The following is a 17,931-nucleotide window of genomic DNA, read 5'->3' as shown; positions in this document are numbered from 1 at the left end:
GACCTCCTCGCCGGCTTCCTCGCCAGCACCGGCATGACCCTCGAACCCGAACCACCGAGATAGCCCGAACCCTGGCCTTTCAACCTCTGTAGCGATCGGCGGCGGGAACGTGCTTGCCCTCGTCCTGGGCATCCACTGGCGAAAGTCTCCCGAGACAGGGCTGATCGGCCTGGTCAGCATCGTCGTCGGAGCATTCGGCCTGGCCTCCGTAATCGCCCTCTTCCTCACCTTCGATGCCAACCTGCCCTCGGGTGCGATCGAACGCGGCTCCGTCTACACCATCGTCATCTGGCAATTCGCCGTCGCCGTCGCACTCCTGCGCAGCCGGGCCAACCCTGGGGCACCCGGCGTCGCCGCGACCAGTGCATCCACAAGCACGTGGTCCACAAGCAACTGACCAGCCAGCTCCACAACCCCGATCAACGACCAGAAACGAGCCCAGGTCCGAACCCCCGCCACGTTCCCCGATCGAGCGAGGCGCACCTCCTGAGACGTTCACCTATGTCTCGGCATCGCACATCACCGTCCACAATGCCTCCTGTGCAGATAACCGGAGGGGCTTCCCCGGAACGCCAACCGAAAGCGTTCCGGGGCGACCACAAATATCTCACAGGGTAGCCACTCAGCCACACTGTGCGGCCACGCCGATCGACTCGCTTACACCTGCCCTGAGCTGCCAGAACAGCCCCAGATCAGCCCTTCAGCAGCTCCCGCGCCATGACGATCCGCTGCACCTGGTTCGTACCCTCGTAGATCTGGGTGAACAACAGGGCATGGCTTCTGAGCTGGGAAAATGCTGCCATCCGCCGCGCTCCCCAGGCTTCCCCAGAGTGGGTAGGCCCGGCACGGAGAAGTTTTCCTACCGTGCGCTACCCCGCGCTCAGTCAACGACCAGCAAGGTGCGACACCGACCGAAAGCGGTTTACCGCGTTGCGGCGGCCAGTGCCGCACGGATGGCGTCCTCGCCGACCGGCTGGCCCTTCTCGTTGGAGTACGGCCCGTACGGCGTCCCCCACACCGGCGTGCCCGTCGCCTGCCGCCAGCTATCGGCCAGCGGTCCCGCGTCCAGCACGCTGTACCCGATGGATTCGATGAATGTGGTCACCGCCGCCTTCGCCAGCGCGGAGTCCCCGACGATCGGCAGGTACGAGCGGTCGGCCGCCCCCGCCGGACGGGCGAGTGACAGCAGGTGTTTGAAGAAGATGTTGTTGAACGCCTTCACAACCATGGCGTCCGGGAGGTGCCGCAGCAGCAGCTCGCTCGAGGTGAGTGACCTGTTGTCGAGTTCGGGGATGGGCCCGTCACGCTCGGGGCCGTAGTTGCACATGTCGATGACCGTCCTCCCGGCCAGTGCCGCGGCGGGCACGTGGGGGAAGGCCTTGACCGGCACCGCGATCACGACGATGGCACCGGCTGCCGCGGCTTCCCCGCTGGTTGCCGCGGACGCCCGCGGACCCAGTTCCGCGGCCATGTCAGCGAGCGTTTCGGGTCCGCGTGAGTTGCTGAGCACGACCTGATGCCCCGCATCGACGGCGAGCCGCGCGATGGCGGTGCCGATGGCGCCGCTGCCGATGAATCCCACGGTAGTCATATCTGAGCCGTCCCCTTTCATAAGCCGGACTCGTCGCGACTCTCAGCTCGCGGAGAAGTAGTGGCCGTTGCCCAGATCGGCGAGCAGGCGGGGCTGGGAGGGTTCCCAGCCGAGGATCTGGCGGGTGATGCGGTTGGACGCCGGGTAGCTCTGCGTGACGATGTTCGCGAGGAACCCGAAATACCCCGGCAGCACCAGTTCGTCTACGGGAACACTCACGGCGGGCAGGCCCAGACGGTTGCCAATGGCCTCGGCGATCTCGCGGAACGGGATGCCCCCGTCGTCGACCGCGTGCCAGTACCTGCCGGCCGGGCCCTTCTCCAGCGCCAGGCGGAACAAGGAGGCGACATCGCGGATGTGCACGGCGTTCCACAGGTTCGCGCCGTCTGCGGGGTAGCCGATGAAGCCCTTCTCCTTCGCGAGCGCGATCAGCGTCGGGAGGAAGCCGGCACGATCGGTCGTGCCGTGCGCAATGTTGGCAATCCGCACGACCGAAGACCGCACTCCCCGCTCGGCGAGGCCGACCACTGTGGTTTCCACGACATTACGCGCCCGCAGGGTGCCCCTGTGCTCATCGCCACTGGGGAGGGCCGGGTCCTCCTCGGTGGCCGTCCGGCCCAGGAATCCCTGCCCGGGCGAGCCGATGCTCCCCGCCGCGACGAGCGGCTTTCCGGTTCCCGCCAGTGCCTCGCCGTAGGCGAGCATGATCGGGACCTCCGCTGCGGCCACGGCGTGGATTCCGCCGGAGAAAAGCAGGTCTTGCCGGTGCGCGACGTGGATAACGCCGTCGGAGTCCGCGGCCGCCTCCTTGAGCCCGTCGAGATCCTCAAGGTCGCCGCGACGCACCTTTGCGCCGAGGGCGGACAGCGCCGCCGCGGCAGTGTTCGACCGGGCCAGGCCGGTGACCTCGTGCCCGGCGGCGATGAGCTCGGGGACGATGTACGAACCGGAATGGCCGGTCCCGCCAGTGACGAAAACGCGCATGCTGCTGTTCCTTATGGATGAGGTGACGGGAAAAGTGGCGGTGCCGGTCTGCTCAGCCGAGATTGCTGACGCCGAGGGCGAAGTTGAAGTCCCCCACGCCGTGGCGGGCCAGGCTGACCATCAGCAGACCTGTCCCTTCCAGCCAGTGCGCCATCTCCAGGCCGCCGGCATCCAGGGGACGCAACCCGAGGCTCTCGATGAACGCCGATACGCTCGCCTTGGCCCGCGCGTCGTCGCCGGCAAAGAGCACGTCCAGTGGGCGGCCCGGGGCCAGGACGTGGCCGAAGACGGTGTTGAACGCCTTCACGACATGTGCGCTCGCCGGGGCGGCCTCGGCGATCTCCTGCGCGGCGGACGTGCCGTCGGGGGTGGTCAGCCCGCTCGCATCGGCTTTCATGGGGTTGGTGATGTCGATGATGACCTTGTCGGCCAGTGCGTTGCCGTACTGGGCGACGACCGGCACGGCGCTGGCGTTCGGCACGGCGAGGATGACGATGTCGCCGGCCGGGGCGGTGCCGAATGTCCCGGCCGTGGCGCCGCCGCCGAGCGCGGCGGCCAGATCCTCGGCCTTGGCTGCGTCGCGACCGATGACCTCGACGGCGTGGCCGCCCTCGACCGCGCGGGCGCTTATGGCGCGACCCATACCCCCCAGGCCAATAATGCTGATGCTGCTCATGGAGTGCCTGCTTTCTGAAGTGGAATATCTGGGCAGACGCCCACCCCGTTGTTGTTAACGGTGGTGTCGTCGATGCGATCGAGTGACGTGACGGGCCTGACCCAACCCATGTCGCGCTAATTCTATTTCGGGGACCTGCCATCAATCCCGATGTCGATTCTTGTACCGAATTCGCTCCGGCCCATCGGGTACCTATTGAGGCTGTCACGGGTCTGAGCGGGTGTCCAAGACCTATTTCAGCGATGGCGATACCCTGGAGGCATCGCCATACCGGGGGACTTCATGGATCTGGACCTGCGCAAGTTGCGCTACTTCGTCGCCGTCGCCGAGCGGCTGCACTTCGGCCGCGCCGCCGAGGAGCTGCACATCGCGCAGCCGGCGCTCAGCCGGCAGATACCCGCGCTGGAACAGGATCTCGGCACCCCGCTGCTGATCCGGGACAGCCACGGCGTGGCGCTGACCGACGCTGGCAGGCAGTTGCTGACCGACGCCGGCCCGCTGCTGGCCTCCGCAGACGCGGTCCGCCGCCGGGTGACCGTGGCCGCGCGTGGCAGCCAGCGGCTGATGGTCGGCTTCCGCACGGGCATCACGGCCACCGCGGCGGTGCGGGAGTTCGCCATCCGGCACCCGGACGTGATGGTGGACGTGCAGCGGATCGAGTCCGACGACCAGGCCGCGATGCTGCTCGACGGCCGCATCGACGTCGGCTATGTGCGGCTGCCCATCGACGAGACCGGCCTGCGCATCACCCCGCTGTACGCCGAGCCACGGGTGGCGGTGCTGCCCGCCGGCCACCGACTCGCCGGCAAGAAGCAGATCACCGAAGCCGACCTGGCCGGCGAGCCGCTGCTCTGGCATCCCGACGCGAGCACACAGCCCACCAAGCGCCCGCACCCCAACGCCGGATACCTGGTGCGCGGGGTGGACGAGACGCTCGAACACGTCGCGGCCGGTCGGGGCATCTCGTTCCTGGCCCGTTCGACAGCCGTGTTCTACTCCCACCCGGAAGTCAGCTATGTGTCCGTCACAGACCTGGCGCCCGACCAGGTGTGCCTCGCGGTGGCGGCATCGCGCACCTCATCGGTGGTCAACGATTTCCTCGCCGCCGCACACGCGACGGCCGAGATCACCGCAGAATGCGGCAACGATGAAATGTGGCGGCTGGCAAGCGGTGCCGCGGCACCACACAGTTGATCAGCTCAACCGACAACAACAGAACCACCAGAGGGCGCCACAACCGAAGGCATTAATGAACGGGGGCGGAGGCTTTGGCGCACAGTGAGAATCGACATTGCCGCGCGGCAAGCCGCTAAAGCCAGTTTCGCAGCGGGTGCTCGCCCTTCGACGAGTTCGGCCCGCTCGTGATCCGGTCGCAGATCCGAAACGGCTGCCGGCGAGCCATCACGGGTCGCCACCCTCGGCACCGGCCTGCACTCCGACGCCGCAGCCCCTCGGTAGAGGATCAGTGGTCGCCTTCAACCAGCACCGTCCCGGACCCTTCGGTGGCCCTCACGCAGTTGCCGTACCTGGGCACCCAATTGGAGTCCGCCGGAGCGCCGGAGCGCCGCCCCACTTGCGTCACCGAGCCTTCTGTGCGGAAGAATGCCCTCATGACCGAGGACCGGGAGTTCCCGTCGGGCTCCAAACTGGACACCACGGTTCCGCACTCGGCGCGGATCTGGAACTACTGGCTCGGCGGCAAGGACAACTTCGCGGTCGACCGGGCCGCGGGCGACGAGGTGATCGCACACATCCCGGATATCCCCATCGGGGCAAAGGCCGAGCGCGCCTTCCTCAAGCGCGTGGTCCGGTTCCTCGTCGAGGACGCCGACATCCGTCAGTTCCTCGACGTCGGCACCGGCCTGCCCTCGGCAGACAACACCCACGAGGTCGCGCAGTCCCTCGACCCACACTGCCGGGTGGTCTACACCGACAACGACCCCCTCGTCATGGCGCACGCGCGAGCGCTCCTGACCAGCGCGCCCGAAGGCAGCTGCGACTACATCGAAGCCGACCTGCGGCAGCCAGACACGATCCTCGCGTCCGCGCGGCAGACACTCGACTTCTCGCAGCCGATCGGGCTCATGCTCCTCGGCGTCGTCAACCACCTCATGGACGACGACGTCGCCTACGACTCTGTCGCGCAACTGGTGCAGGCAATGCCCACCGGTAGCCACCTGGTACTCACCCACTCCACCGCGGAGATCCACGGCGAGCCGATGCTGCGCGTCATGCGGGAAACCACCAAGCGCGGCGGCACCCCAATCCGCGCCAGGACAAAGACCGAGCTCGAACGCTTCTTCGACCGGCTGGACCTGCTCGAACCCGGCATCGTTACCTGCTCCCGCTGGCGCCCCCACCCCGAGTCCAACGAGCCGGAGGTCTACCTGTTCGGCGGCGTCGCCCGCATCAACTGAGCTGAGCCTCCTCACGTTGCGATCCTCGCCCGGTCCGAGAACCGGGCGCAGAGCAGGGGCGGCTGCCCGTCCCGGCGCGGGCACTGCGCGGGCCGCCAATTTCCACCGGGTCGGGTCAGTCCGGGTCGGGCATCAGACCCTGCTCGCGGAGATCGTGGACCTGCCGGGCGGGCGGTGGATACGAATCGAGGTCCGAGGGGCGCGGCCCTTCCGGCCCGTCCGGTCCGACCCGGACGAAGGTCTCGACCCGGGTCACCCGGCACGGCACGCCCTGCACCTCGAAGTCGTCTGTGGACGGCGGCCGGTGCGCGGCCCGCGCGCGCTCGTACGCCGCCATGACCTCCTCGATCGGGGCATTCTCGCCCGGGACGAAGGAACCCAGGGAGAAGGAACCCGCGTCCCGTGCCGCCTGCGGCGTCGGATAGGTAGCCGCCGTTCGGGGTCGCCAACCGCCGCCGACATACGCCCCGATCGTGTACTCGACCGGGAGGAGAACCACGTTGGGATGGGTGCTCACCGCGAGGCGGGAGTCGGCGCGCACATCCTCGCCGACGACGTCGGTCTGCAGGTAGCCCGAAATCATCTCCATCCGGACCAGTCCGTCGGTGAGCCCGGTACCCGCGGTCGGGTCGATGACGAACCCCTCCATCGGCGAACCACCCCGCTCCGCCTGGCCCGGCGGATAGGGGTCCGGATCCGTGGGCCGAGGCGGCTCCGGCCCGTCCGGGCCCATCCGGATGAACGGCTGGGCACGGATGATCCGGTAGCGGCGGCCGTTGACGGTGAGCTCGTCGAGCGGCTCCCAGTCGAGCAGCTCGTACGCCGTCTCGTACTCCGCGCTCTCGGTCGCGTGCTCGTCGGTCTCCGGCAGCTCGCTGTGCAGCTTCCGAAAGTGCGACGCAAGGCCGTCGCGGGCATGCTGGGGCTCATCGTCACCGAGTTGGAGGAGCCGCCACCGACCGTCGACCTGCTCGGCGAAACCGAAGACCGGCAGACCCCACATCAGCGTCGGGTAAGCAATTGATCGCTCCCGGGCGTCCTCCTCGGAGAGCTCCGACACCGGGTCGTCCCGCTGCTCGATCCTGACCAGCAGATGATCAGGCACCCGCTCATCGTGATACGTCATGTACGCATTGTGTCGCCCTGGCTGCAGAGTCGCAGACTCGCACCGCCGCAGGAGCTGACAGACATCGTCGTTTGGTCCGCAACCCATCACGTTACGCACGGCAGGCTTGTCTGCGGCGCTCCCGTCCTCGACCGTCACAGCACCACCCGCGTCGACGAATGGGAAGAGACCGAATGGCCATCTCAAGCAGCGTCCCAGCAAGCAGCACCGGGGCAGGCGACTTTCGATGGTCGGCTGCCTTGACGGTTGTGCGACTGACCGGCATGCCTGGTCTATGACGTCGCGTGACGGGCGTTCAGCCGACATCTCCACGCGGCATCCGCTTCTGTCGAGATGAGGATGCGCGTCGGCCACGGCCCAGTCGCGTAGCGCCTGCCTGTCGGACGGAGTCAGTCCGGCTCCGCGGGTGATGCGGCAGCGTCGCCGGTGTTTCGGGGACGGTCGAGGATGAGGTGGCCGCTGGTATCAAGCTGGCGGGCTACTTCGGTGATGGCCTGCTGGAACCCGCTGCGGGTTTTCGGTCCGTAGCCGATGAAAAATCGATTGGCCAGCGGCACGGTCCAACGCATCGCGGGGGCAACGTTATAGACCCGGTGAGTCACCAGGGTGCGGTTCCCGTCCGGATGTGCGGACCATTCGCCGCGGTACCACCATCCGCCTTGGTACGCGGCCGTTGTGCCGTTCTCCTCGGTGAAAGGGATCGCCTCCCGGAGCAGCGGCCAGACCTTGTCGACGGGAGCCTGGATAACGCCCGTAATGTCGACAAGGAGTTTCGGTGCCTGGCCTTTGCTCATCGGTCGGCCCCGGGGTCGCTGACGCGAGTGTTCTGGAACGAGGCGAACCGCCAGCCGTCGCGGGTGTCCACCGCGGTCAAGGTGATGACCGAGTTGCGGGCAGGGTCGGTCTGGCCGTTCACGGCCGAGCCGCCTGCGGCGATGACCAGGGCGGCGCTGTCGGTGAGCGGCTTGACCTCCACGTGCTCGGTACCGCCGGACTGGAGCTTGATGGGTAGGCGGAAGAGCTGCCGGTGCCCGTCTTCGATCTCTTTGCGGCCGTGCATCCGCAGGCCGAAGTAGGTGATGTAGTCGGCGTCTTCGGTGAAGGCCGCCGCGTATCTTGTGGCGTCGCTGTCGTTCCAGGCGTCAGTGAGTTCCTGCAGCAGTTGCCGGATGGATGCGGTCGTGGTCTCGGTCATGGTCATGGTCGCTTCTCCGTTTCGTTCGTCGCTTCGTGGAGCGCCTTTTCCAGCAGGTTGGTCCGGAGTGGATCGGGCCAGTCGAGCGCACCGCTGTCGAAGCGGGCGAGGACGGTGCCGATCCAATCGAGTTCGGCCTGGCGCGTCGCCAGCTCGTACTCGAGTTTGAGCAGCACGACGTCCGGCAGGTCGTTGTCGCGGAGAGCACCGAGCTGCGCGGTGCCGGTGGTGATCGTTTCGCTGATGGCCGAAGCCCGGGCGCGCAGTGCCTCGCGTGCCGCCGGCACGGGCAGTGAGCCCAACAGCGAGACCGCCGCGCTGAACGTCGGCCGGTCCAGTTGCGGTCGCTCGATCAGGCCGCCGAGCTGTGTCATGAGCTCCCGGCGTCCGCCGTCGGTGATGCGATAGACGGTCCGTTCCGGCCGGCGGCCGTCGCGTACTGTCTCGCTCGGCTCGATCAGGCCAGCCGTGCTGAGCCGGTCCACGGCGTGGTACAGGCTGCGCGGCAGCCCGGTCACGTAGTCCTTGTGGGTGCGCACGATGAACTGATGCAACTCGTATGGATGGCTCTCGCGCACGGAGAGCACGGCAAGCACCGTGAGCCCGACCAGGTCATGCTTTCGCGCCATCTTCACCTTCCTTCATAGTGCAAGTTGCACTATAGCGCGTCGCAACAAAGGTGCGATCCTCGCCCGGCCCGAGAACCGGGCGCAGCATGGTGCCTGGCAGATGGCGCGGTGTACGCGTCCTGGTCGCGATCCTCGCCCGGTCCGAAGACCGGGCGCAGCCAGGCCGCAGCGGCGGAGCCTCGAACGGCTCCAGGGTGTCGCGATCCTCGCCCGGTCCGAAGACCGGGCGCAGCGGCTCGTGAACAGCCAACATTCAAGTTAACCAGTAGAAAGACACAAGTGAACACGCCTGAAGAATCCCAATTAGTACTATTTAACGGCTAGGAACGTCAGGCTGTCCGGATGACTACTGGGGGTTCCTAGATCACGAACAGGCCATAGGGCCAACATGTGGTCGGGCAGTACGGACCACACGATCTTGACCTGGTTCCAGCAGTTGTTAATCCCGGCCGCCGAGGCGACCGCAAGCGCGATCCTCGACACCCACCTGGTCGTCACCACCGCCGGGTTCGTCGCGGTCGACCTCTAGGGCGGCTGCCTTCTGTACGGCTTCGCTAACCAACAATTGCATCTGATCGATCTGACAAGTACCGACTGGAGCCCTTCACCCTCGACGCCTGCCGGCTTCCCGGATCACGGCGCTACATGACACCGGAAGGATTCGTCTACGGCGTGGCCATCGACGAGCACACCACCGTGTACACGCTCGGCCGCACGCTGCACCACCTTCTCGATTCAGCTTCCGACTGACGGGCACCGCGCGGCCCAAACGGACTGTCGTCGACTGGGCGGCACAGGCCTCGCCTGCCGCCCACCACCCGAGAGTGACAGCCCTGGTTTCGCGCCTGGCATCTCGCAGCCGAGCGACAACCCCCACGCCAACGCCGTCTACCACCATCCGCCAATGGCCGGCCGCGAGACCCCGCTCAGCCAACAGACACCACACTCATTACTCGACGTAACATACCGACCGGCCGGCAGCCAGCTACGTTCCCCGACCGAGCGAGGCGCACCTTCTGAGACGTTCACCTATTTCTCGGCGGCGCACATCACCGTCCACAATGGATTAAATGCATGCAGATAAATGATGGGCTTCCCCAGAACGCCAACCGAAAGCGTTCCGGGGTGACCACAAATATCCCACAAGGTGATCACTCAGCCACACTGCGTGGCCACGCCGATCGACCCTCCCGCACTTGCCCTGAGCTGCCAAAACAGCCCCGAATCAGTCCTTCAGGAGCTGCCGCGCCATGACGATTCGCTGCACCTGGTTGGTGCCTTCGTAGATCTGGGTGAACAACGAGGGCACGGCTTCTGAGCTGGGAAAACGCTACCGTCCGCCGCGTTCCCCAGGATTTCCCCAGAGCCCACACAGGTCCGGCGTGCAGAAAATTGCTCACTGTGCGCCACCTAGCGCCTAATCAACGACCAGCAAGGTGCAACAGCGACTGAAAGTAGGTGAAGTCCCCCGCAGAACTGCGCTGACTGAAGGGGCTACCGAGCCGCACGGGCCATTACCTAGCGTAACGACCTTCGGAGCACGAATGTAAGGACGCATCGCACGTTCGTCAGACGCCGGACAGGGATGCTGCGTCCGGTCCGAGGACCGGGCGCAGCGTGCTTGCCGAAGTCGGATTCAGGGGCGAACCACAGGTTGCGATCCTCGCCCGGTCCAAAAACCGGGCGCAGCCGAGGTACTCCCATGCGCGCCGCTCCTCACGGATCCGTTGCGATCCTCGCCGGTCCGGGACGGACCGGCGCAGCATGGGCCGCGACCCCGGATTCGGCGCCGCTGTTGCGATCCTCGCCCGGCCCGGGGACTGGGCGCAGCCAACCCGCCCTGGCCCGCCCGCTCACCGACGTGCAGTTGCGATCCTCGCCTGGTCCGGGCACTGGGCGCAGCGCCGGATCACCGACCAGTCATCGACATAGCTGCCGTCGTTGCGATCCTCGCCCGGTCCGGGGACTGGTGCAGCCCGTTTCTGGCTGCGACCACCCGACCCGGACCCGTTGCGATCCTGGCCCGGGTCCGGGGACCGGGCCAGCTGCTTCCCGTCGGCGACGGTGGCGGTGACCACCACGGTGTTGTGATCCTCGCCTGGTCCGGGGACCGGGCGCAGCCACCCGGATGTAGACGGTGTCACCCTCGGTGCCCTTGTTGCGATCCTCGCCCGGTCCTCGGACCAGGCGCAGCCACGAGGGCGCTGATCTGGCCCCACTGGGTTTCGGTGTTGCGATCCTCGACCGGTCCGAGAACCGGGCGCAGCCAGCGCCTGCAACCGTGGCTCGATGGCTGCGGCCACCCGGTTGCGGTCCTCGACCGGTCCGGGAACCGGGCGCAGCTCCTGTGCTCTGTGCGCACTGGCCACCACCCAGCGGTATCGGTTGCGATCCTCGCCCACTCCGGGGACCGGGCGCAGCGTCCGACGTCGTCCGCGCCGAGACGCGCACCCGAGTCGTTGCGATCCTCGCCCGGTCCGGGGATCGGGCGCAGCCGGGACGTTCCTCGCCGCTCAGGTCACGCGTCACCACGTTGCGATCCTCGCCCGACCCGGGAACCGGTCGCAGCCCCAGCGACCCGGGGCCCATGCCACCGCCGGGCGGTTGCGATCCTCGCGCCCAGTCCGGGGACCAGGCGCAGCTCGGACGGCGGCCTCGAAGATCTGGTTGATCAGCGTGTTGCGATCCTCGCCCGGTCCGGGGACCAGGCGCAGCCGCGTCGGCGCTCAGACCGTGGATGATGAAGCTTTCGAGTTGCGGATCCTCGCCCGGTCCGGGGACCGGGCGCAGCTCACCCGAGTCCCGCCGTTCTTCGCCGCCCACGACCCGTTGCGATCCCGTCGACCGGGCGCAGCTGGACGGTGGCGGCCGGTGCGGCGTCGGCGGACAGCGTGTTGCGATCCTCGCCCGGTCCATCGACCGGGCGCAGCTCGGCAAGCCAGGCCGGGAGCGGAATGAGGTCGTCGAAGTTGCGATCCTCGCCCGGTCCGTCGACCGGGCGCAGCCGATCCGAGGCCGCCGCCGTTCTGGTCGCGAAGGCCCCGTTGCGATCCTCGCCCGGTGCATCGACCGGGCGCAGCCTTCCGGTTCATGGCCGCGCTCGCCGAGTTCGACCGCGTTGCGATCCTCGCCCGGTCCGTCGACCGGGCGCAGCACCGACCGCGCCCGCATCGGTGCGATGGCCGCCGCCGAGTTGCGATCCTCGCCCGGTCCCGGAATCGGCGCAGCGCACAGACCAACCTCCTGTGCGACATCGAGTACGAGTTGCGATCCTTGCCCGGTCCGGGAATCGGGCGCAGCTCCCGCCGCAGCTCCGGCGGCGTGTCGACGACCTCGTTGCGATCCTCGCCCGGTCCGAGGACCGGGCGCAGCCGCCACGATCGAGCGGCTCGAAGACGGGTCATTGCACGTTGCGACCCTCGCCGGTCCGAGAACCGGGCGCAGCGACCCACCTCTCCGACCGTGCCTTCCGCGTGATCGTGTTGCGATCCTCGCCCGGTCCGGGAATCGGGCGCAGCTTGTACACGTCCCAGCAGGTACGCGGATCGGCGCGCATGTTGCGATCCTCGCCCGGTCCGTCGACTCCGTGGCGACCAGGGCGGCCTCTTCGATCCGGGCGCCCCTGACCAGGGTTGCGATCCTCGCCCGGTCCGTCGACCGGGCGCAGCTCCACCGCACACCTACAGCGCCACCACATAGATCAGGTTGCGATCCTCGCCCGGTCCGTCGACCGGGCGCAGCACCGCCCATGGCTGGCCGCCTCGGTCATCAAGGATTGGGGTCTTTGATGGTTGCGATCCTCGCCCGGTCCGTCGACCGGGCGCAGCGCCGCTCGTCGGCGATGCCGTGGTCCATGATCTCCAGGTTGCGATCCTCGCCCGGTCCGTCGACCGGGCGCAGCTCGTCGACGCGCTCGTAAGCCTGGTCCCGCTGCACCTCGTTGCGATCCTCGCCCGGTCCGTCGACCGGGCGCAGCATGAGTGGCGGCGTACTCGCGCGCTGCTGAACCAGTTGCGATCCTCGCCCGGTCCGTCGACCGGGCGCAGCGCGCGCCGTACGCACTCGTCAACGCACCAGTCCGAGTTGCGATCCTCGCCCGGTCCGTCGACCGGGCGCAGCAGAGAGGCAGGGGAGGAAACCACACCAGGTGATCCCCGTTGCGATCCTCGCCCGGTCCGTCGACTGGGCGCAGCCTGCCGACGGGCTTGCGGCCTTCGCGCAGGGACTCCCCGTTGCGATCCTCGCCCGGTCCGTCGACCGGGCGCAGCCGCCGCTTCCAAGATCGCCCGCCGGTCAGGAGGTGGTGTTGCGATCCTCGCCCGGTCCGTCGACCGGGCGCAGCCCGAGCAGCACAAGCTCGCGGCGGGCCGCGTGGAGTCGTTGCGATGCTCGCCCGGTCCGTCGACCGGGCGCAGCGACACAGCGGTCGGGGTAACGGTCTGGCTCGTCACCGTGTTGCGATCCTCGCCCGGTCCGTCGACCGGGCGCAGCGCGTCGGGCCCTTGGTCGACGTCGAGCGCGATCACGTTGCGATCCTCGCCCGGTCCGTCGACCGGGCGCAGCCCACAGATCGAGGTCGGTCGCGTCGCCGTCCGAGCCGTTGCGATCCTCGCCCGGTCCGTCGACCGGGCGCAGCGAGCACATGATCCATGAGTGGCGGGCCAACCCGGGGTTGCGATCCTCGCCCGGTCCGTCGACCGGGCGCAGCGGCGGCCGTGTCCGCGCTCGCCAGCTCCGACATATGGTTGCGATCCTCGCCCGGTCCGTCGACCGGGCGCAGCTTCCGGGGGGATGCGGCGCCGGCGCCGATGGCCATGTTGCGATCCTCGCCCGGTCCGTCGACCGGGCGCAGCTCCCACGCTTTGCCGATTGACGACACGCCCGTCTTGTTGCGATCCTCGCCCGGTCCGTCGACCGGGCGCAGCACGAACGACTCACCCTTGCGCACCACCAGATCGAGGTTGCGATCCTCGCCCGGTCCGTCGACCGGGCGCAGCCAGCGTGTCGGTCATCAGCCGCCTCGAAAGCCCCATGTTGCGATCCTCGCCCGGTCCGTCGACCGGGCGCAGCACCGCCCTCGTACGACGTCGCCGGGTACGACATCCTGTTGCGATCCTCGCCCGGTCCGTCGACCGGGCGCAGCCAGCACCCGCGGCCCGTTGGCGCGCACGTAGGCGATGTTGCGATCCTCGCCCGGTCCGTCGACCGGGCGCAGCCACCTTGTCGGCGTCCACTGCGTGCTCGGCGGTGAGGTTGCGATCCTCGCCCGGTCCGTCGACCGGGCGCAGCCCCGGGAGAAGGGCGCCGAACTGGCGGAGGCGGCGCGTTGCGATCCTCGCCCGGTCCGTCGACCGGGCGCAGCTACCTGCCCACCGGGCAGTCCCTCGAGGTGGCCGGGTTGCGATCCTCGCCCGGTCCGTCGACCGGGCGCAGCGCGACCGGATCCGGTGCCAGCGCCGGCGGTTCCGCAGTTGCGATCCTCGCCCGGTCCGTCGACCGGGCGCAGCGCCGACCAACTCCACCACCGCGACGCCGGGCGACTCGTTGCGATCCTCGCCCGGTCCGTCGACCGGGCGCAGCGAAAAAGCCTGAGTACGTCTCGATCGCAGAGGCCCTGTTGCGATCCTCGCCCGGTCCGTCGACCGGGCGCAGCGGGCGACCCGAAGATCCACCGCAACGCGTCCCATTGGTTGCGATCCTCGCCCGGTCCGTCGACCGGGCGCAGCTCGTGGTCAGCTGCTGTCCGTCGAGTGCCCGGACCAGGTTGCGATCCTCGCCCGGTCCGTCGACCGGGCGCAGCAGGCTCCGGTGCCCGACGAGGACCAGGACCAGGCGCAGGTTGCGATCCTCGCCCGGTCCGTCGACCGGGCGCAGCCGTGCGCCGCCTTGGCCTCGTCAAGGACCGCCATGTTGCGATCCTCGCCCGGTCCGTCGACCGGGCGCAGCGCCGACGCTGACTTCCGGGCAGCCGTGGGGCTGCTGGTGTTGCGATCCTCGCCCGGTCCGTCGACCGGGCGCAGCGGTGTCGACCTGGCCGCAACGGTGGGACGTGTCCGGGTTGCGATCCTCGCCCGGTCCGTCGACCGGGCGCAGCGGCGTACGGCTCGTCGTTCATGTTCCGGGTGATCAAGGTTGCGATCCTCGCCCGGTCCGTCGACCGGGCGCAGCCTTAATGGAGGACAACCCCGGCGCATCCGTGAGATTCGTTGCGATCCTCGCCCGGTCCGTCGACCGGGCGCAGCACGACGCAGGGCAGACCGCCTACCAGGTCGCACTACGCGTTGCGATCCTCGCCCGGTCCGTCGACCGGGCGCAGCCCGGTCCCGAAGACCCGGCGCGCGCTGGCGCAGGTGTTGCGATCCTCGCCCGGTCCGTCGACCGGGCGCAGCAGTCATTGCCGGAGTGGATCGGCACCAGCGCCGTGGAGGTTGCGATCCTCGCCCGGTCCGTCGACCGGGCGCAGCCACCTTCAGCCGCGGATCGTGCAGGATTTCCTGGAGGTTGCGATCCTCGCCCGGTCCGTCGACCGGGCGCAGCTAGCGGCGGGACTCCTGTGGATCGTTGTCCGGATCCCAGTTGCGATCCTCGCCCGGTCCGTCGACCGGGCGCAGCCAGCCAGGAGTCCGTGGCGTGGGTGATCTGGTTCCCGTTGCGATCCTCGCCCGGTCCGTCGACCGGGCGCAGCACCGACGCCGACCTGCAACTGCGGCTCGACAGCAGCGAGTTGCGATCCTCGCCCGGTCCGTCGACCGGGCGCAGCACGCACCACGAACGCCCCGCCGGCGAGCGCGTACCAGTTGCGATCCTCGCCCGGTCCGTCGACCGGGCGCAGCCGTCAGCGGCTCGGCCGAGGCGCGCGAGCGCCGCAGGTTGCGATCCTCGCCCGGTCCGTCGACCGGGCGCAGCATCCGTACGCGCAGGTTGTGCTCGGCGCCGCGCAACAGGTTGCGATCCTCGCCCGGTCCGTCGACCGGGCGCAGCCTGGCAGCGCGCGTACAGCTCGCCGTACGCGACGGTGTTGCGATCCTCGCCCGGTCCGTCGACCGGGCGCAGCTCGATCCGCTGGCCGCCAAGTCCTCTCGGGCATGGTTGCGATCCTCGCCCCGGTCCGTCGACCGGGCGCAGCCCATTACGCCACCGATGGCCTCGGAGTTGGCATCAATGTTGCGATCCTCGCCCGGTCCGTCGACCGGGCGCAGCGACGTCTGGGTGATCGGGCCGCCCGAGGCCGAGGAGTTGCGATCCTCGCCCGGTCCGTCGACCGGGCGCAGCCAAGCCGATCCTGTCGATCAACTCGTGGGGCGTTTCGCCGTTGCGATCCTCGCCCGGTCCGTCGACCGGGCGCAGCGTCCGGCCCACACGTCGTGCGCCTCGACGATGCGCCAGTTGCGATCCTCGCCCGGTCCGTCGACCGGGCGCAGCCGGTCGGCCGGTTCGGTCTTCCTTGGTCTGATCAAGTTGCGATCCTCGCCCGGTCCGTCGACCGGGCGCAGCTCGTCGGGCATGTCGATGACCTCGACACACACGGCGTCGTTGCGATCCTCGCCCGGTCCGTCGACCGGGCGCAGCATGGTGCTGCACCGCGAGCGCATCCGGGCCGCCGAGGTTGCGATCCTCGCCCGGTCCGTCGACCGGGCGCAGCGGCCAGACGAATCCCGGCGGACCGGAACAATCACTGGGTGGTTGCGATCCTCGCCCGGTCCGTCGACCGGGCGCAGCGGCAGGTCATCAAGCGAGTGCGTCGACGGCGGCGGCGTTGCGATCCTCGCCCGGTCCGTCGACCGGGCGCAGCCCCCGCTCACCCCGGCGGCAACTCCCGGGCCGACAGTGTTGCGATCCTCGCCCGGTCCGTCGACCGGGCGCAGCGCACCTCACCCCGCAGGTCGCCACCGCCGCCTTCGAGTTGCGATCCTCGCCCGGTCCGTCGACCGGGCGCAGCGACGACTCGATCGAGCTGGCGAAGGACTGGATGATCGAGTTGCGATCCTCGCCCGGTCCGTCGACCGGGCGCAGCGAGGATCTCAATGCCCTCTTCGCCGTTCGTGTTGTTGTTGCGATCCTCGCCCGGTCCGTCGACCGGGCGCAGCCTCTGCGGTCGGCTCGATGATGGCCACGCCCTTCAGGTTGCGATCCTCGCCCGGTCCGTCGACCGGGCGCAGCGATCCACTCCCCACTAGGCTGGACATCCTTGCAGCCGTTGCGATCCTCGCCCGGTCCGTCGACCGGGCGCAGCCCGGCGGCGACCACCCGCAGCGAAGCGGCCTTGCGTGTTGCGATCCTCGCCCGGTCCGTCGACCGGGCGCAGCGGGGTGGTTTCGGACGGGGAGAAGCACTGGGATGCCCTGTTGCGATCCTCGCCCGGTCCGTCGACCGGGCGCAGCGCAGATCAGCCTGTGCGTCTGCCTTGGTTTCGTAGATGTTGCGATCCTCGCCCGGTCCGTCGACCGGGCGCAGCGGCGCATCCCGAGGCGGACCAGGGACCGCAGGAAGTAGTTGCGATCCTCGCCCGGTCCGTCGACCGGGCGCAGCCCCTTGACGGCTGGTAGCGACCATGCTAGCCCGGGTTGCGATCCTCGCCCGGTCCGTCGACCGGGCGCAGCCGCGGCGATGATCCTCGCCGAAGACGCGTACGTGTTGGTTGCGATCCTCGCCCGGTCCGTCGACCGGGCGCAGCACGACCTGCTCATGTACGGGCAGACCGTCGCCGACCGGTTGCGATCCTCGCCCGGTCCGTCGACCGGGCGCAGCGCGTGCTGGTCCGCCCCGTCCGGCTCGACGACGGCACGTTGCGATCCTCGCCCGGTCCGTCGACCGGGCGCAGCAGCTGTCCAGCTCCTCAGTGCCGCAGCCGGTGCACCGGTTGCGATCCTCGCCCGGTCCGTCGACCGGGCGCAGCGGCTTGTGAACAGCCAATATTCTGGTTCATCACTATCTTGGCACTCGCGGCAGCGCTAGATAAGTCCGAATTGATGCGCTTTACTGCTTGGGAACGTCAGGCTCTCTGGGTGGTCACTGGGGGTTCCTAGATCACGAATGGGCCGCGGGGGTCGACGTGTCGTGGCAGCCCCAGGTGTTCGACGTTGTCGAGTGCGTTGGCCGGGAGGCGATAGATGCGGATGCTGTCGCGGGCGGGATCGATGGCATCTTGCAGGGCTGCCACGAGTTTTACCTTGTCGGTGTCGCGGCAGACGACCTCGAAGACGGATTTCTGGACGCGGTGTCCGTACGCTTCGCAGATTTTGGCGACTTTCCTCAGCCGCCTCTGGCCTGCTGGGGTGATGGTTTCGACGTCGTAGGTGATGAGGATGTCCAC

Annotated in this window: 11 protein-coding genes and 1 CRISPR repeat array; of the genes, 3 read left to right on the top strand and 8 right to left on the bottom strand. The window is 68.7% G+C overall.

Annotation, left to right across the window (positions count from 1 at the left end; translation table 11 throughout):
* The first annotated feature begins 109 nt into the window (after window positions 1-109).
* Complete coding sequence (locus tag AB0A95_RS31995; RefSeq protein ID WP_357559463.1) at window positions 110-397, top strand: hypothetical protein; 288 nt, start codon at window positions 110-112, stop codon at window positions 395-397.
* A gap of 525 nt (window positions 398-922) precedes the next feature.
* Here AB0A95_RS31995 and AB0A95_RS31990 read toward each other — a convergent pair.
* From AB0A95_RS31990 to AB0A95_RS31980, 3 genes are read right to left on the bottom strand one after another with little or no spacing between them, the layout of a single operon-like run.
* Window positions 923-1,591: an NAD(P)-binding domain-containing protein gene (locus AB0A95_RS31990; RefSeq protein WP_357559467.1), complete on the bottom strand. Its 669-nt coding sequence runs from the start codon at window positions 1,589-1,591 to the stop codon at window positions 923-925.
* A 42-nt stretch (window positions 1,592-1,633) separates the two neighbouring features.
* Window positions 1,634-2,575 carry an SDR family oxidoreductase gene (locus AB0A95_RS31985; RefSeq protein ID WP_357559462.1) on the bottom strand — a complete coding sequence of 314 codons (942 nt, stop codon included), beginning with the start codon at window positions 2,573-2,575 and terminating at the stop codon, window positions 1,634-1,636.
* A gap of 52 nt (window positions 2,576-2,627) precedes the next feature.
* Window positions 2,628-3,251 (bottom strand): NAD(P)-binding domain-containing protein, encoded by a 624-nt coding sequence (locus AB0A95_RS31980; RefSeq protein WP_357559461.1) that lies wholly within the window; start codon window positions 3,249-3,251, stop codon window positions 2,628-2,630.
* A 282-nt stretch (window positions 3,252-3,533) separates the two neighbouring features.
* Between AB0A95_RS31980 and AB0A95_RS31975 the strand changes: the two genes are divergently transcribed.
* Together AB0A95_RS31975 and AB0A95_RS31970 are read left to right on the top strand one after the other, a co-directional pair.
* A complete protein-coding gene (locus AB0A95_RS31975; protein WP_357559460.1) occupies window positions 3,534-4,445 on the top strand; it encodes a LysR substrate-binding domain-containing protein in 912 nt (303 codons plus the stop codon).
* A gap of 416 nt (window positions 4,446-4,861) precedes the next feature.
* Window positions 4,862-5,668, top strand: a complete 807-nt coding sequence (locus AB0A95_RS31970; protein ID WP_357559459.1) for an SAM-dependent methyltransferase — start codon at window positions 4,862-4,864, stop codon at window positions 5,666-5,668.
* A gap of 115 nt (window positions 5,669-5,783) precedes the next feature.
* Here the strand turns inward: AB0A95_RS31970 and AB0A95_RS31965 are convergent, their stop codons facing one another.
* The 5 genes from AB0A95_RS31965 to cas2 form a co-directional block, all read right to left on the bottom strand.
* Window positions 5,784-6,794, bottom strand: a complete 1,011-nt coding sequence (locus AB0A95_RS31965; protein ID WP_357559458.1) for a DUF5954 family protein — start codon at window positions 6,792-6,794, stop codon at window positions 5,784-5,786.
* Between the two features lie 389 nt (window positions 6,795-7,183).
* Entirely contained in the window at window positions 7,184-7,588 is a 405-nt protein-coding gene (locus AB0A95_RS31960) for a hypothetical protein (protein ID WP_357559457.1), read from the bottom strand.
* Window positions 7,585-7,995, bottom strand: coding sequence for an SgcJ/EcaC family oxidoreductase (locus AB0A95_RS31955; protein WP_357559456.1), 411 nt, complete (start codon window positions 7,993-7,995; stop codon window positions 7,585-7,587). The genes AB0A95_RS31960 and AB0A95_RS31955 overlap by 4 nt, the downstream gene beginning before the upstream one ends.
* The gene (locus AB0A95_RS31950; protein ID WP_357559466.1) at window positions 7,992-8,618 is read right to left on the bottom strand and encodes a helix-turn-helix transcriptional regulator; all 627 of its coding nucleotides are present in this window, start codon (window positions 8,616-8,618) and stop codon (window positions 7,992-7,994) included. Before AB0A95_RS31950 ends, AB0A95_RS31955 begins: the two co-directional genes overlap by 4 nt.
* A gap of 2,893 nt (window positions 8,619-11,511) precedes the next feature.
* Window positions 11,512-17,514: a CRISPR direct-repeat array (repeat unit 37 nt; unit sequence GTTGCGATCCTCGCCCGGTCCGTCGACCGGGCGCAGC).
* A gap of 126 nt (window positions 17,515-17,640) precedes the next feature.
* Window positions 17,641-17,931 (bottom strand): CRISPR-associated endonuclease Cas2, encoded by a 291-nt coding sequence (gene cas2, locus AB0A95_RS31945; protein WP_357559455.1) that lies wholly within the window; start codon window positions 17,929-17,931, stop codon window positions 17,641-17,643.

It is taken from the genome of Micromonospora sp. NPDC049230, assembly GCF_040647875.1.
Taxonomy (GTDB): domain Bacteria; phylum Actinomycetota; class Actinomycetes; order Mycobacteriales; family Micromonosporaceae; genus Micromonospora.
This window is presented reverse-complemented; position numbering and strand designations above follow the sequence as displayed.

What these genes read in the sequence shown, in the direction of transcription:
- AB0A95_RS31960 (WP_357559457.1), bottom strand. Translation starts at nt 7,588, where the DNA reads ATGAGCAAAGGCCAGGCACCGAAACTCCTTGTCGACATTACGGGCGTT.
- AB0A95_RS31990 (WP_357559467.1), bottom strand. Translation starts at nt 1,591, where the DNA reads ATGACTACCGTGGGATTCATCGGCAGCGGCGCCATCGGCACCGCCATC.
- AB0A95_RS31970 (WP_357559459.1), top strand. Translation starts at nt 4,862, where the DNA reads ATGACCGAGGACCGGGAGTTCCCGTCGGGCTCCAAACTGGACACCACG.
- AB0A95_RS31985 (WP_357559462.1), bottom strand. Translation starts at nt 2,575, where the DNA reads ATGCGCGTTTTCGTCACTGGCGGGACCGGCCATTCCGGTTCGTACATC.
- AB0A95_RS31975 (WP_357559460.1), top strand. Translation starts at nt 3,534, where the DNA reads ATGGATCTGGACCTGCGCAAGTTGCGCTACTTCGTCGCCGTCGCCGAG.
- AB0A95_RS31955 (WP_357559456.1), bottom strand. Translation starts at nt 7,995, where the DNA reads ATGACCATGACCGAGACCACGACCGCATCCATCCGGCAACTGCTGCAG.
- AB0A95_RS31980 (WP_357559461.1), bottom strand. Translation starts at nt 3,251, where the DNA reads ATGAGCAGCATCAGCATTATTGGCCTGGGGGGTATGGGTCGCGCCATA.
- AB0A95_RS31965 (WP_357559458.1), bottom strand. Translation starts at nt 6,794, where the DNA reads ATGACGTATCACGATGAGCGGGTGCCTGATCATCTGCTGGTCAGGATC.
- AB0A95_RS31950 (WP_357559466.1), bottom strand. Translation starts at nt 8,618, where the DNA reads ATGGCGCGAAAGCATGACCTGGTCGGGCTCACGGTGCTTGCCGTGCTC.